Here is a 14,215-nt window from a genome sequence, read left to right as displayed (position 1 = left end):
CATGTCGGATTTCGTCAATGGGCAGGCAGGATTTCCGCTTCTCTTCTTTGCGCTTGCCTTTGGCTATTTGCTCGGATCCATTCCTTTTGGTCTGATTCTGACCCGCATGGCTGGGCTTGGCGATGTGCGCAGCATCGGTTCCGGCAATATCGGCGCAACGAATGTCCTGCGTACCGGCAACAAAAAACTCGCCGCTGCAACCTTGGTGCTGGACATGCTGAAAGGTACCGTGGCGGTGTTGATCGCCGGCATCGCCGGCCCTGAAGCCGCAATCATTGCTGGCTTCGGTGCCTTCCTGGGTCATATCTTTCCGGTCTGGTTGAAATTCAAGGGTGGCAAAGGTGTCGCAACCTATCTTGGCGTTCTGCTCGGGCTGTTCTGGCAGGGTGCGCTGATCTTCGCCGTCGTCTGGCTGATCGTAGCCTACGCGTCTCGCTATTCTTCTCTCGCCGCCCTTGTCGCGGCCATCATCGTTCCGATTGCCCTCTACATATTGGGGATGCACCAGATCGCCGCGCTTTTCCTCGTCCTGACGATCATTGTCTTTATCAAGCATAGGGCCAATATCCAGCGGCTTGTCTCAGGCACCGAAGGCAAGATCGGCGCCAAAGGATGAATGAAGAAAGGAAGGGCATACGCCTTTCTGATAGCCAGCGCTTGAGCTGGCTTCGGTTGATCCGCAGTGAAAATGTCGGCCCCGCGACGTTCCGCGATCTGATCGTTCATTGCGGTTCTGCGAGCGATGCATTGGAAATGCTGCCCGAACTCGTCAGGCGCGGCGGCGGCGGGCGGGCAATTCGAATTGCCAGTCTGCAGGACGCGGAACGCGAAATGCACGCGGCGACAAAAATGGGCGCCGTTTTCGTCGGCATCGGCGAGCCCGACTATCCCCGCTATCTTCGCCAATGCGACAATCCCCCGCCGTTGGTCGCGATTAAAGGAAATCCCGAGGTGTTCAGGCTACCGCCCGTTGCCATAGTGGGCGCACGCAACGCATCGTTGGTGGGGATCAAGTTTGCGCGGACGATCGCACGGGAGCTGGGTGAAGCCGGTTACGCGATTATCTCCGGTCTTGCCCGTGGAATCGATACGGCAGCCCATGAGGCCAGCTTGGATTACGGAACAGTGGCCGTCATGGCGGGCGGGCTGGATGTCCCCTATCCCCCGGAAAACCTTGATCTCTATAAGGCAATAAGTGCGCGCAATGGAGCCGCGATCAGTGAAATGCCGTTCGGTTGGGATCCCCGTGCCCGGGATTTTCCGAGGCGCAACCGTATTATCGCCGCCCTGTCGCTTGGCCTGGTTGTGGTAGAAGCCGCCGAACGCTCCGGCTCACTGATCAGTGCCCGGCTGGCGGGAGAACTTGGCAGGCTTGTGTTCGCAGTCCCTGGCTCTCCACTCGACCCGAGGGCCAAGGGCACCAACGGGTTGCTGAAAAACGGAGCCATTGTGACAACGAGTGCCGAAGACATCATAACTGCATTGACGCCACTGATCGAACGGCCTGTTTTCGACGATCCGGCGTTTCTTGCACCAGATATGGATTTCCCGCCAATCAATCCACCCGACGAAACCGATCGGGACCGGTTCGTCAATCTGCTGGGCCCCGTTCCAGTCGATATCGACGACCTGATCCGTACCAGCGAACTACACCCGTCGATGGTAATGCTGATTCTGCTCGAACTCGATCTAGCCGGACGTTTGCAGCGTCACTCAGGCGGACATGTTTCGCTTGTTTACGCGTGAAGCTGTCCCCAATTCCTTCTGCAACTGGTCACTGCTTTCGATATATGCAATTTCTATAAGATACGCCAACATCTCCAGCCCGTTCGTCTTGGCCATTGCTCGTAACTCACCGAGCATTTGCTGAATAAATCTGGCGTTTTCAATTTGATCAATTCGACTTTCGCTCATGATTTGATTCCTTAAATATAAATTTATTTCGAAAATACGCACTATACTTTGACTCAGAATATCTTAATTTATGGCTATATAAGCTGCTGTTTTTTATACGCTATATACGAAACCGTAAATGACGCACACAGGAATTCGCCCTAGGCTTGAACCTATAGGGAAAATACCATTAATTGCATAAGTTATGCGAGCAACTGTAGGTTGTAATTCACGATTTTTGATGTACAGACCTTGACGTTGTGTCGAAGCCTGTTCATTTCACAGGCCTGTTCCGAAGCTAAATTAGTGCTTTTGCAATCTGACAAGGGCAGGAAAGCTCAAATCTGTAATGAATGTTGTCGTCGTCGAATCGCCTGCCAAGGCCAAAACAATCAACAAATATCTCGGTTCGGGTTATACGGTCCTGGCCTCGTTCGGTCATGTGCGCGACCTGCCGGCCAAGGATGGATCGGTACGCCCGGACGATGATTTCTCGATGTCGTGGGAAGTCGACTCGGCCTCGGCCAAGAGACTAAGCGACATCGTCAAAGCCTTGAAAGAGAGCGACGGCCTCATCCTCGCAACCGACCCGGATCGTGAAGGCGAGGCTATTTCCTGGCATGTGCTCGAAGTACTGCAGCAAAAAAAGGCTATAGGAAAGAAGAGCGTCCAACGCGTCGTATTCAACGCGATCACCAAAAATGCAGTGCTGGAAGCCATGGCCAGTCCGCGCGACATCGATATGCCGCTCGTCGACGCCTATCTCGCACGGCGGGCTTTGGACTATCTTTTCGGCTTCACCCTCTCCCCGGTGCTTTGGCGCAAACTCCCGGGCGCACGCTCCGCTGGCCGAGTTCAATCGGTAGCATTGCGGCTCGTCGCGGATCGCGAAGCGGAAATCGAACGCTTTATCCGCGAAGAATACTGGAATATCGCCGCGCTCCTGAAAACACCACGCAATGACGGGTTCGAAGCACGGCTTGTATCAGTCGATGGCAAGAAACTCGGCAAGCTCGACATCAAGAATGCCGAACAGGCCGGCGAGATCCGCGGCATGCTGGAAGGCGCGTCCTTCAAGGCAGCCTCGGTCGAGGCCAAGCCTATTAAACGCAGTCCCGGCCCACCGTTCACCACATCGAGTTTACAACAGGCGGCCTCCGGTCAGCTCGGATTTTCCGCATCGCGCACGATGCAGATCGCACAGAAGCTGTACGAAGGTATGGATCTTGGTACCGAAACCGCTGGCTTGATCACTTATATGCGTACCGATGGCGTGCAGATGGCGCCCGAAGCCGTTCAGGCGGCGCGCCGGACGATCGGTAAGGTTTTCGGTGAAAAATATGTGCCGGAGAAGCCGCGCTTTTACGCCACGAAAGCAAAGAATGCTCAGGAAGCGCACGAAGCGATCCGCCCGACCGATTTCAATCGGCATCCCAAGGACATGCGCCGGTTTCTTGATGCCGATCAGGCACGGTTGTACGAGCTGATCTGGAAACGAGCGATCGCAAGTCAGATGCAGTCGGCGGACATCGAAAGAACGACGGTGGAAATCGATGCGCAGAACGGGTCGCGTTCCGCACAACTGCGCGCGACAGGCTCGGTCATCAGGTTTGATGGTTTTCTCGGTGCTTATACGGATCATCGCGAGGAAGAAGACGTCGATGAAGATGGTGGACGTCTCCCGGAAATCCGCTCCGGAGAGGCTCTGGCCCGCGAGAAGATCAACGCAACACAGCACTCGACTGAGCCGCCTCCGCGCTATTCGGAAGCAACACTCATCAAGAAGATGGAAGAACTCGGCATCGGCCGTCCTTCCACCTATGCGTCGACGCTCGCCACCCTTCGCGATCGCGAATACATCACCATCGACAAGCGCAAGCTCATTCCGGAAGCCAAAGGCCGGCTGGTTATTGCCTTCCTGGAAAGTTTCTTCAAGCGCTACGTCGAATATGATTTCACCGCTGATCTAGAAGAAAAGCTCGATGAGATTTCCGATGGAAAGCTGAAGTGGAAGGATGTTCTGCGGGCTTTCTGGACCGATTTCTTCGGGTCGGTCGATGGAATCAAGGAACTGCGTGTTACAAATGTGCTGGATGCGTTGAATGAACAGCTTGGGCCGCTCGTGTTTCCGCCGCGTGAAGATGGCAGCGATCCGCGCATCTGTCAGGTCTGCGGCACGGGCAATCTATCGCTGAAGCTCGGCAAGTATGGCGCGTTCATCGGCTGTTCGAACTATCCTGAATGCAAATTCACGCGTCAGCTTGGCGGCAGCGAAGCGGCAAACGAAAACGGCAATGGCGGCGACGAGCCAAAACTGCTCGGCAAGGATCCCTATACGGACGAAGATATTACCGCACGCAATGGCCGGTTTGGGCCTTATGTGCAGCGGGGCGAAGGCAAGGAAGCCAAGCGCGCCAGCCTGCCAAAAGGCTGGACGTTAGATGCACTGGATCATGAAAAAGCTCTGGCTCTACTCTCTCTGCCTCGCGATGTAGGCCAACATCCCGAAACGGCGAAGATGATCTCGGCCGGAATCGGGCGCTACGGCCCTTACATCACGCATGATGGGACCTATGCGAATCTGGAGAATGCGGAAGACGTGTTCTCAATCGGCCTCAATCGTGCGGTTACCGTGCTTGCGGATAAGCAGGCAAAGGGTCCGGGGCGCGGTCGAGGTACGCCTGCAGCCCTCAAAGAGCTTGGCGAGCACCCCGATGGCGGCATGATCACTGTTCGCGACGGCAAATACGGCCCTTATGTTAACTGGGGCAAGGTCAATGCCACGTTGCCGAAGGGCAAGGACCCGGCGGGCGTGACCGTTGAGGAAGCTCTTGCTATGATCGCCGAAAAGGCGGGGTCGAAGGGTACCAAGAAAGCACCAGCCAAGAAGGCAACGGCAGCAAAAAAACCTGCCACGAAGAAACCGGCTGCGAAGAAGACCGCCACCAAAAAAGCAAGTTAGGAAAAATCGATTGGCACGCCGTATCTCTCCCCCCAACGGAAAAAAGCGGTCTGCCAATTCTGACGCTTCCGGTCGCGAACAGCATATGCCAAGCCGCGATGATATTCTCCAGTTTATCAAGGAAAACCCGGACCTTACCGGCAAACGTGACATCGCCAAAGCATTCAATATCAAAGGTGATGCTCGTATAGCGTTGAAGGATATCTTGCGGGATTTGGCTGGCGACGGCCTCGTCGAAAAACGCGCCAAGCGGCTGGCCGTACCTGGTAGCTTGCCGAACGTGGCAGTTCTCGACATTACCGGACGTGACGGCGATGGCGGGCTGATCGCCAAGCCCGCTGAATGGGACGCAAACCACCAGGAACGGCCGCCTGTTGTTTTCATTCGCGCGTCGCGCAATCAGAAAGGTCCGACTCCCGGCGTGGGCGATCGTGTTCTGGCGCGTATTTTTCATGGTGCTGACCCTACCGGACCTGCTTACACGGGACGTGTCATCAAGAAGATCGAGCATCGCAAGGATGCGGTTTTGGGCGTATTACGCAAGCTGGACAATGGCGAGTGGCGCCTTGAACCCGTCGAACGGAGACAGGTCGAACTCGCCATCGACCCTGCCCAGCTGAACAATGCCAAGGCAAATGACCTTGTCGAAGTCGAGGTTTCAAAAGTCAGCCGCTACGGGCTTGCACTTGGCCGCATCACACAGGTTGTAGGCTCCGTCGCGAGTGAAAAAGCCCTGTCGATGATCGCCATCCACGAGCATGAGATCCCGCATGTCTTTCCGGATAGCGTCAGCGCGGAAGCTGAAAGGGCCAAACCCGCGACCATGGCGCATCGCGAGGACTGGCGTCATATCCCCTTGGTGACCATCGATCCGGCCGATGCAAAAGATCACGATGACGCGGTCTATGCCGAGCCTGACCCGGACGAGAAAAATCCGGGCGGCTTCATCGTCACCGTCGCCATCGCCGATGTCGCGGCCTATGTAACCCCGCGTTCTCAGCTCGACCGCGAAGCGTTGAAGCGGGGCAATTCGGTCTATTTTCCCGACCGCGTCGTGCCGATGCTGCCTGAGCGCATTTCCAACGACCTCTGTTCGCTGAAAGAACTGGTCGACCGCCCTGCCCTTGCCGTTCGCATGATTTTTGATACTGAAGGCCGCAAGATCTCGCACACGTTCCACCGCGTCATGATGCGCTCGCACGCCCGGCTTTCCTATCCGCAGGCCCAGGCGGCGATCGATGGCGCGACGGACGAAAAGACAGCGCCCATACTCGATACGATCCTGAAGCCGCTCTGGGCCGCCTATCGGGTGCTGAAGCGCGGCCGCGACGCGCGGGAGCCACTGGAACTGGATCTCCCGGAAAAGAAGATCCTGCTTACACCGGAGGGCAAGGTCGACAAGGTCGTCATCCCGCCGCGGCTCGATGCGCACAAGCTCATCGAGGAATTCATGATACAGGCCAATGTTGCAGCTGCCGAAACGCTTGAGCGCAAGAAACAGCCACTGATCTTCCGCATCCACGACGCGCCTTCGCTGGCCAAGCAGGAAACGCTGCGTGAGTTCCTGCGGACAATGGATATATCGCTGGCTCGCGGCGCAGAACTGCGTCCGAACCAGTTCAACCATATCCTGAAGCGCGTCGAGGGCAGCGAGCAGCAGGATCTCGTCAATCAGGTCGTGCTCCGTTCGCAATCGCAGGCGGAGTACAACCCGGCCAACATTGGGCATTTCGGCCTCAATCTTCATCGCTACGCACATTTCACTTCGCCCATCCGCCGCTATGCCGACCTTATCGTGCACCGCGCGCTGATCTCGGCTTTGGGCCTTGGACCGGATGGGCTGACGCCGGACGAAGAAGCGGCATTGCCCGAAATCGCCGCCCTGATCTCGACGTCCGAGCGTCGCGCCATGGCCGCCGAGCGCGACACTGTCGACCGGCTGATCGCACACTTTCTGGCGGACAAGGTGGGCAGCAGTTTCGACGGCCGCGTCCAGGGCGTCACCAAAGCAGGGCTGTTCGTCTCCCTTGCGACATATGGCGCGGACGGGTTTATCCCCATTTCAACTTTGGGCGATGATTACTATCTTTACGACGAAACCAACCACGCTCTATCCGGCGAACGCAGTGGCAAGGGTTTCCGCCTCGGTGACGTTGTCGAGGTTCGTTTGGTCGAAGCCTTGCCAGTCGCTGGCGCATTGCGGTTCGAGATGCTTTCCGAACCGCACCCGGTACCGAGCGGTGTTCGCTCGCACCACAAGGCAAAGCGTTTTATACGCGGAAACCAGAAACGTCCGTCTACCGTATCGCGGGGCGGACGAAGAGGCAGGTAATGGCAGAACAGATTTTCGGTGCCGATACGGCGCCCGCGAGAGAGCGCCGCCCGGTGTGGCAGGCGATGTGGCGCGGATTGCGCTGTCGCTGCCCGCATTGCGGCGAAGGAAAGCTATTTCGCGCTTTCGTGAAGCCGGTCGACCATTGCGCCGTATGCGGCGAGGACTACACCCATCAACGGGCCGATGATTTTCCGGCCTATATCACCATCACGATCGTTGGCCATATCGTCCTTGGTGGATTTTTGGCTGTTGAAACCCTCTTCATATTGTCCAATTGGGTGCATCTGGCCATCTGGGTTCCCTTGACGATCCTCCTGTCGATCGGTTTGCTGCAGCCAGTCAAAGGCGCCATCATCGGGTTGCAATGGGCAAATTACATGCATGGTTTTGGTGGCGAGACTGACGATCAGGAGCCACGGGAACAGTGAATGATCAAGGCAATGCGGTCCCGATCCAGCTGGACAAGCCGATAGCTCCTATACGGCCACGCGATGCCGCTTCGCTTTTGCTCATCGACCGATCCGGCAAGGATCTGCGCATCCTCATGGGCAAGCGCCATATGCGTCACGTCTTCATGCCGGGGAAATTCGTCTTTCCGGGGGGACGAACGGAACCAGCGGACGGCCGCATATCCGCAATTGCCGAACTCTCCGATGTTGATCAAGCAAAACTCCTGACCGGTATGGGCAGTCGCTCAAGCGTTCAGCGCTGCCGGGCACTCGCGCTCTCTGCCATTCGCGAAACCTATGAAGAGGCAGGGCTTCTTCTCGGACGCCGACATCCGGATGCCGTTTCGATATCGCACCCCGACTGGTCCGCTTTTGTCGAACGCAGGATTCTTCCCGACCTTTCTGTGCTGCGCTATTTCGCGAGAGCTACCACCCCGCCCGGTCGCTCCCGCCGGTTCGATACACGATTCTTCCTTGCTTTTCGCGATGCCGTCGCCGATACCCTTCCCGAAGCAACCGGGCCATCACAGGAACTCGAGGAATTATGCTGGCTGCCCTTCCATGAGGCCAACCGACTGGATATTCCCGAGATCACCCGGACGATCATAATGGAGGCGCAGGCTATTCTTGCCGCCAATCCTTCCCTGGACCCGGGCAATGCCGTCATTCGCTACCGTATGAAGTATGGACGATTCGTCCGAGAGGTTTTTTGATTCATGGATGCAACGCCGACCACTGACCAGACAACCGTCCGGTCTTCCTGGCGCGCGCTTGTCGCGGCCATCGCCACCATCAGCTCCGTTGGTGTCGCCATCGGGCTTGGCATTCCACTCCTGAGTGTCATTCTGGAGAGCCGCGGCCATTCGGCCACCATGATAGGCTTGAACGCCGCGGTGGCGGGGATCGCGTCAATTGTGGCCGCTCCTTTCGCCGCTCCAATCGCGGCCCGGTTCGGTGTGGTGCCTACCCTGCTTGGAATGCTGCTGATCGGCGGTTTCTCATTCGTCGGCTTTCACTTCTTTAGCGAGTTCTGGATGTGGGTCGTATTACGCGTTTTCCTGCATTTCGCACTGACAATGCTGTTCATCCTTTCCGAATACTGGATCAATGCTGCAGCTCCTCCCGAAAAGCGCGGCCTGGTGCTTGGTATTTATGCCACGGTCCTTTCCGTGGGATTTGCGCTGGGGCCATGGCTGTTTTCGCGCATCGGCAGCGTCGGTATCATGCCGTTTGCCGTCGGCTTCGGCATCATCATTTTCGCCATGTTGCCGGTGCTTTTCGCGTGGAAGGAAAGCCCGGATTTCCATGAAGAGGAGCATGTTCCTTTCGCTCCATTCATTTGGGCTGTGCCCACCGCGACGGCGGCCGTCTTTGTCTTTGGCGCAGTTGAAACCGGTGGCTTTGCGCTGTTTCCCGTCTTCGGCTCCCGCATTGGGTATAGCGAGGCAAATGCCGCACTCCTTCTTACCACGATCGGCTTGGGCAATGTTCTCCTGCAAATTCCGATCGGTTTGCTCAGCGATCATATCAATGACCGCCGCAAGATCCTGCTTGTCTGCGCGCTGATCGGCTTGGCGGGCATGTGCGTCCTGCCGTTCATCTATTCCAACTGGTACCTCGTCGCGGGATTGCTGTTCGTCTGGGGCGGCGTTGTGGCCGGCCTTTATACGGTTGGCCTGGCACATCTCGGGTCGCAGCTTACGGGGCGTGAGCTCGCCTCGGCCAACGCCGCCTTCGTCTTCTGCTACGCAGTCGGTATGCTCGTCGGTCCACAAGCCGTCGGTATCGGCATGGATCTGATGGGCCCCGCGGGTTTTGCAGTCGCCCTCGCCATATTTTTCGCTGCTTATGCGCTTTTGGTGGGCTCACGCTTGATCAGCCGCAGGGGTTAGATACGGAACTTAAAGCGACTACAACTACAGCGCGCTTGGAATTATTCCCCACGATGTTATATTGACCCCAGGAGTGAGAGGCGAGCTTTCGCCCGCCCCTCTCTTCCTTATCTTTGAAAGTGAACCCGGATCGCTATTGTCCAGCACGTCCGGGTTCTTTTCATAGTAAGGCTGATGCTAAACGGTAAATACCGCATAGATTCAACTCCAAGGTTGAAGGCAAGGCTCTTGCCGCAGTCGAGGGAACCCGTCTCCCCCGATACACCGGCTGGCTCGGTGTTGCTGCTTTTGCCTTCAAAACTCGAAGTTCGACTCATCGCGTGATTTGGGATACTGGGCAACGAACGCAGGGTTGAATCACATCTCGGCAAATGTGGTATGAGGTTGTCTGGCAGTGGCAACATGCCGACTGATGGATTATATTCGTGCGATACCCCACCCAGGCTTGACTTTTCGCGCCGTTCGGTTAAGTGTCCGGCCGAATTTCCGCTTATGGCCACGTTGCTGGACTTGAATAGCGGTCCTCGATAATCAGAACAGGTAAACTGAAAATGGCCAAGGCTGCGAATATCAAGATCAAGCTTCTGTCGACCGCTGACACCGGTTTCTTCTATGTTACGAGCAAGAACAGCCGTACCAAGACGGAGAAGATGTCTTTCCGCAAGTACGACCCGGTCGCACGCAAGCACGTTGAATTCAAGGAAACCAAGATCAAGTAATCTTGTTATCCCGAAAACAAAGATGCCGCCTTCAGGGCGGCATTTTTATTTGTACATACCATTACGTGTTGGTGTAGTTCGTCAGGCCGCGGCCGACACAACGCGATTGCGTCCCGCAGCCTTTGCACCATAGAGAGCGTCATCAGCACGCTTCAGCAGATTTTGCACGGTGTCTTCCTTGGATAGAATGCTGGCGATGCCGATGCTGATCGTCACGGGAGCGCCGGTCCCGTTTTGATTGACAACAAATGGCGTCGCGGCGACCTCGCGCCTGATGCGCTCGGCCACCACGGCAGCGAGCGCCGAATCGGTGTCCGGCATCACTATGAAAAACTCCTCGCCGCCGTAGCGGCTTGCAAGGTCGCTCCCGCGTACATTCCGTCGCAGACGTCTTGCAAATTCCCGCAACACCTCATCCCCGCCATCGTGACCATGCGTATCGTTTATGAGCTTGAACCGGTCGATATCGGTCATGAGAATGGACAGGGGCCGCCGGCGTTCGACAGCACGCTTGAACAGGGTTGCCAGATGCGTCTCAAGATAGAGACGATTGTGCAAACCGGTCAGGCTATCCGTCACTGCCATTTCGTAGGTTTTTACAACGCTGGCCCGCAAACCATCATGATAAGCTTTGCGTCGAAGTTGCGTACGCAACCGCGCCAGCAATTCATTCGGATTCAGCGGGCGCACCAGATAATCGTTGACGCCCAATTCCAGGGCGCGCCGGATCAATGGTTCTTCACCCCGGTCAGCCACAAGGATGATAGGCAGCGACCGCGTGTTGTCGAGCGACCGCAATTGCGCACAAATGCGCAGTGGGTCAAATTTGGCAAAGCTTGACGAAATGATCAGACAATCATAGTCGCCTTGGACGGCGTCGAAGAATCCTGTTTGCGGGTCCGTTTGAACATCGACGACCCCTTCATCAGCCAATATGCGCTGAATCCGCTCGACGCTTTCGGGTCGTTCATCAATCAGCAGAACACGGGCGTTCTTTGCACTGCCCTCGCTGCCAATCGGGAACCGCAAGATCGACTCCAATCCGACATCGCGGGTAGTAGCAACACGTAACCGCAGCTCGTCGGTCAGGTTTTTCAACCGCACCAAGCTCTTTACGCGTGCAAGAAGTTGCAAGTCGTTTACGGGTTTGGTCAGGAAATCATCAGCGCCGAAATTCAGTCCGGTAATGCGGTCAGTATCCTGATCCAGAGCTGTGACCAGCACCACAGGGATATGAGCGGTAGAGGCTTGCGACTTCAGCCTGCGGCAAACTTCGAAGCCGTCCAACCCTGGCATCATGATATCGAGCAGAATGAGGTCGACATTGCTGTTCTCGCATATCTCCAAGGCCTGATAGCCGTCCGATGCCGTGACGACTTCATAATATTCCGCGCTCAGCCGTGCTTCGAGCAGCTTCACATTGGCGGGAACATCGTCAACGACTAGTATGCGGGCCGTCATATTTAACTCCCCTGACGGTCAAGCGTCGCCAAGATACGATTTGATGGTTTCGATGAACTTCGGCACCGAGATGGGTTTTGAAATGTAGGCCTCGCAGCCACCTTGCCGGATACGTTCCTCATCGCCCTTCATGGCAAAAGCAGTAACGGCGATGATCGGGATTACGTGCAGATCGTCGTCTGCCTTCAGCCATTTCGTGACTTCCAGACCCGACACCTCGGGTAGCTGAATATCCATAAGGATCAGATCCGGCCGATGTTCGCGAGCCAGATCAAGCGCTTCCAGCCCATTGCGGGTCCGGATGGTTTCATAGCCGCTGGCTTCAATAAGATCGCGGAAGAGCTTCATATTAAGCTCATTATCCTCGACGATCATCACTTTCTTTACCATCGGCAATTTCCTGTTGATCATACTTGAAAGACGCGCGCCGTCCGTGAAGAACTATGGGACAAAGGATCAGGTCGCAGCCCCAACTGTATGGATGCATTTGATAGCCTGTGATGATTGATGAAAAGGTAACTCTTCAGCCCAATCCCGAAATGCTGCTGATCATGTTTAACCAAGGATTTATTGAACATCTTCTTTTGATCATATTCAACCGGCTATAGCGAAATTTGGGCACGCGAAACTGGATGTAAGACTGTGAGACGTACTATTCTGGGTTGCAGGACCCGGCAAACCATGGGCAGGCGGTGTAAATGGGGAATCAGATCAATCTCGGCGAAGCGGAAACCTTGGCCATCAATGCTTTGATATTCCTGGCCGATGACAGTGAGCTGCTTTCCAGGTTCCTTGCTTTGACCGGAATTACCGCCGATCAGATTCGGACGGCGGCCGGCGAACCGGGATTTCTGGCGGGTGTTCTCCAATTCTACCTCGGGCACGAACCGACGCTAATGCGCTATTGCGAGGCAACAAGCACAGACCCTGCCCTCTTCCAGGAAGCACTTCGGCTCCTTCCTGGTGGCCGGCAAGATATCGATTGAACGGTTGATAGGCTTAGGCTGTCGTTGCAAGGTAAAGGCACCTTCGCTAAGGTCTGCTCGTTCCTTTTATGTTCCGGACCCCCATGGCAACCCTCAACGATCCGAGATTTGGTTTTTGCCGTGACTGTCTGGCAGCCCAGACATCGGAAGGACGCCGCTGCCATACCTGCGGAAGTCCACGTCTCGTGCGCCATCCGGAGCTTTATCGCCTCAGCATCGCCCATGTGGATTGCGATGCTTTCTATGCATCGGTGGAAAAGCGCGACAATCCTGAATTGCGAAACAAGCCTGTCATTATTGGCGGCGGCAAACGCGGCGTCGTTTCAACAGCTTGCTACGTCGCCCGCATCCATGGTGTGAAGTCGGCAATGCCCATGTTCAAGGCTCTGGAGGCTTGCCCGCACGCCGTGGTCATCAGTCCAGATATGGAAAAATATGCCCGGGTTGGTCGCGAAATCCGGCAGATGATGCGCGATCTGACACCTTTGGTCGAGCCGTTGTCGATCGATGAAGCTTTTCTGGACCTGTCAGGGACAGAGCGTCTGCATCACGATCCACCTTCCCGGGTGATGGCGCATTTTTCAAATCGGGTAGAACGAGAAATGGGGCTTTCCGTTTCGGTCGGTATCTCGTACTGCAAGTTTTTGGCGAAGATCGCCTCGGACTTTCAGAAGCCCCGTGGTTTTTCTATCATCGGACAACAAGAGGCACCCGCTTTTCTCGCCGATAAACCGGTGACCCTGATATGGGGCGTCGGCAAGGCGTTCAATGCAACGCTGGAGCGCGATGGCATTCGCACCATCGGCCAGCTTCAGACGATGGAGCTTGGCCCCTTGATGGCTGCCTATGGTACCATGGGGCAGCGGCTCTACCGTCTGTCGCGGGGACTTGATACACGCCGCGTCGAACCCGACAGCGAGAGCAAAAGTGTATCCGCTGAAACCACCTTCAATGAAGATATCGCATCGCTTGAAGAGCTCACACCGATTTTGCGGTCGTTATCGGAAAAGGTGTCGAGGCGCCTCAAAGCGGCTGACATCGCGGGAAGGACCGTCGTCCTTAAATTGAAGACTCGGGATTTCAAACTCAGAACCCGAAACCGCCAGTTGGCCGATCCGACACAACTGGCCGACCGGATTTTCCGGACCGGCTTTTCGCTGCTCGAAAAAGAAGTCGACGGCACGCGATTTCGTCTGCTCGGAATCGGCGTCAGCGACCTTGGTAACGATGATCGCGCCGACCCGCGCGACCTTGTCGATGTCCAGGCAACTAAACGTGCGGTTGCCGAAACGGCAATAGACAAACTCCGCGGGAAATTCGGCAACCATGCTGTGGAGACCGGATACACGTTCGGCAGGGTCAAATCGCGTGTCGAAGCTCTGCCCGATGATACGGATTCAAACGAAAACCGGTAAAATGAGATAAGATTGTCCGGATCTTGCGCAAGAATAGCCGAATCTGGAACGAAAATCTCAATCCGCAATTGCAATTCAGTTGTGACTGGTTGAGGCTCCGGCC

General features: G+C 56.0%; 13 protein-coding genes. 10 read left to right on the top strand and 3 right to left on the bottom strand.

The window, feature by feature from the left end:
• The first annotated feature begins 1 nt into the window (after position 1).
• Together plsY and dprA are read left to right on the top strand one after the other, a co-directional pair.
• Complete coding sequence (gene plsY, locus J2X72_RS14390) at positions 2-616, top strand: glycerol-3-phosphate 1-O-acyltransferase PlsY (RefSeq protein ID WP_310072922.1); 615 nt, start codon at positions 2-4, stop codon at positions 614-616.
• On the top strand, positions 613-1,746 hold the full coding sequence (gene dprA, locus J2X72_RS14385) for a DNA-processing protein DprA (protein WP_310072920.1): 1,134 nt from the start codon (positions 613-615) through the stop codon (positions 1,744-1,746). Before plsY ends, dprA begins: the two co-directional genes overlap by 4 nt.
• Here dprA and J2X72_RS14380 read toward each other — a convergent pair.
• A complete protein-coding gene (locus J2X72_RS14380) occupies positions 1,714-1,914 on the bottom strand; it encodes a hypothetical protein (protein ID WP_210002415.1) in 201 nt (66 codons plus the stop codon). The genes dprA and J2X72_RS14380 overlap by 33 nt on opposite strands.
• Before the next feature lie 328 nt (positions 1,915-2,242).
• Between J2X72_RS14380 and topA the strand changes: the two genes are divergently transcribed.
• The 6 genes from topA to rpmG all read left to right on the top strand — a co-directional run bounded on the left by topA (position 2,243) and on the right by rpmG (position 10,250).
• Positions 2,243-4,855, top strand: coding sequence for a type I DNA topoisomerase (topA, locus tag J2X72_RS14375; RefSeq protein WP_310072918.1), 2,613 nt, complete (start codon positions 2,243-2,245; stop codon positions 4,853-4,855).
• Between the two features lie 10 nt (positions 4,856-4,865).
• Positions 4,866-7,187 carry a ribonuclease R gene (rnr, locus tag J2X72_RS14370; RefSeq protein WP_310072916.1) on the top strand — a complete coding sequence of 774 codons (2,322 nt, stop codon included), beginning with the start codon at positions 4,866-4,868 and terminating at the stop codon, positions 7,185-7,187.
• On the top strand, positions 7,187-7,618 hold the full coding sequence (locus J2X72_RS14365) for a DUF983 domain-containing protein (protein WP_310072914.1): 432 nt from the start codon (positions 7,187-7,189) through the stop codon (positions 7,616-7,618). The genes rnr and J2X72_RS14365 overlap by 1 nt, the downstream gene beginning before the upstream one ends.
• Positions 7,615-8,352, top strand: a complete 738-nt coding sequence (locus J2X72_RS14360; protein WP_310072912.1) for an NUDIX hydrolase — start codon at positions 7,615-7,617, stop codon at positions 8,350-8,352. The genes J2X72_RS14365 and J2X72_RS14360 overlap by 4 nt, the downstream gene beginning before the upstream one ends.
• A 3-nt stretch (positions 8,353-8,355) precedes the next feature.
• Entirely contained in the window at positions 8,356-9,531 is a 1,176-nt protein-coding gene (locus J2X72_RS14355) for an MFS transporter (protein WP_310072910.1), read from the top strand.
• Positions 9,532-10,082: 551 nt separating this feature from the next.
• Positions 10,083-10,250 (top strand): 50S ribosomal protein L33, encoded by a 168-nt coding sequence (gene rpmG, locus J2X72_RS14350; protein WP_008122896.1) that lies wholly within the window; start codon positions 10,083-10,085, stop codon positions 10,248-10,250.
• An 81-nt stretch (positions 10,251-10,331) separates the two neighbouring features.
• Here rpmG and J2X72_RS14345 read toward each other — a convergent pair whose 3' ends face one another.
• Together J2X72_RS14345 and J2X72_RS14340 are read right to left on the bottom strand one after the other, a co-directional pair.
• Positions 10,332-11,711: a PleD family two-component system response regulator gene (locus tag J2X72_RS14345; protein ID WP_310072907.1), complete on the bottom strand. Its 1,380-nt coding sequence runs from the start codon at positions 11,709-11,711 to the stop codon at positions 10,332-10,334.
• Positions 11,712-11,729: 18 nt separating this feature from the next.
• Positions 11,730-12,101: a response regulator gene (locus J2X72_RS14340; RefSeq protein ID WP_008122893.1), complete on the bottom strand. Its 372-nt coding sequence runs from the start codon at positions 12,099-12,101 to the stop codon at positions 11,730-11,732.
• Between the two features lie 308 nt (positions 12,102-12,409).
• Between J2X72_RS14340 and J2X72_RS14335 the strand changes: the two genes are divergently transcribed.
• The gene (locus J2X72_RS14335) at positions 12,410-12,697 is read left to right on the top strand and encodes a DUF3572 domain-containing protein (RefSeq protein WP_310072900.1); all 288 of its coding nucleotides are present in this window, start codon (positions 12,410-12,412) and stop codon (positions 12,695-12,697) included.
• An 83-nt stretch (positions 12,698-12,780) separates the two neighbouring features.
• A complete protein-coding gene (locus tag J2X72_RS14330) occupies positions 12,781-14,112 on the top strand; it encodes a DNA polymerase IV (RefSeq protein ID WP_405044715.1) in 1,332 nt (443 codons plus the stop codon).
• The last annotated feature ends 103 nt before the right edge of the window (positions 14,113-14,215 follow it).

This window comes from Phyllobacterium sp. 1468 (assembly GCF_031455525.1).
In the GTDB taxonomy this organism is placed as follows: domain Bacteria; phylum Pseudomonadota; class Alphaproteobacteria; order Rhizobiales; family Rhizobiaceae; genus Phyllobacterium.
Note: the sequence above shows the minus strand (reverse complement) of the source record. Positions and strands in the feature narration are given on the sequence as shown.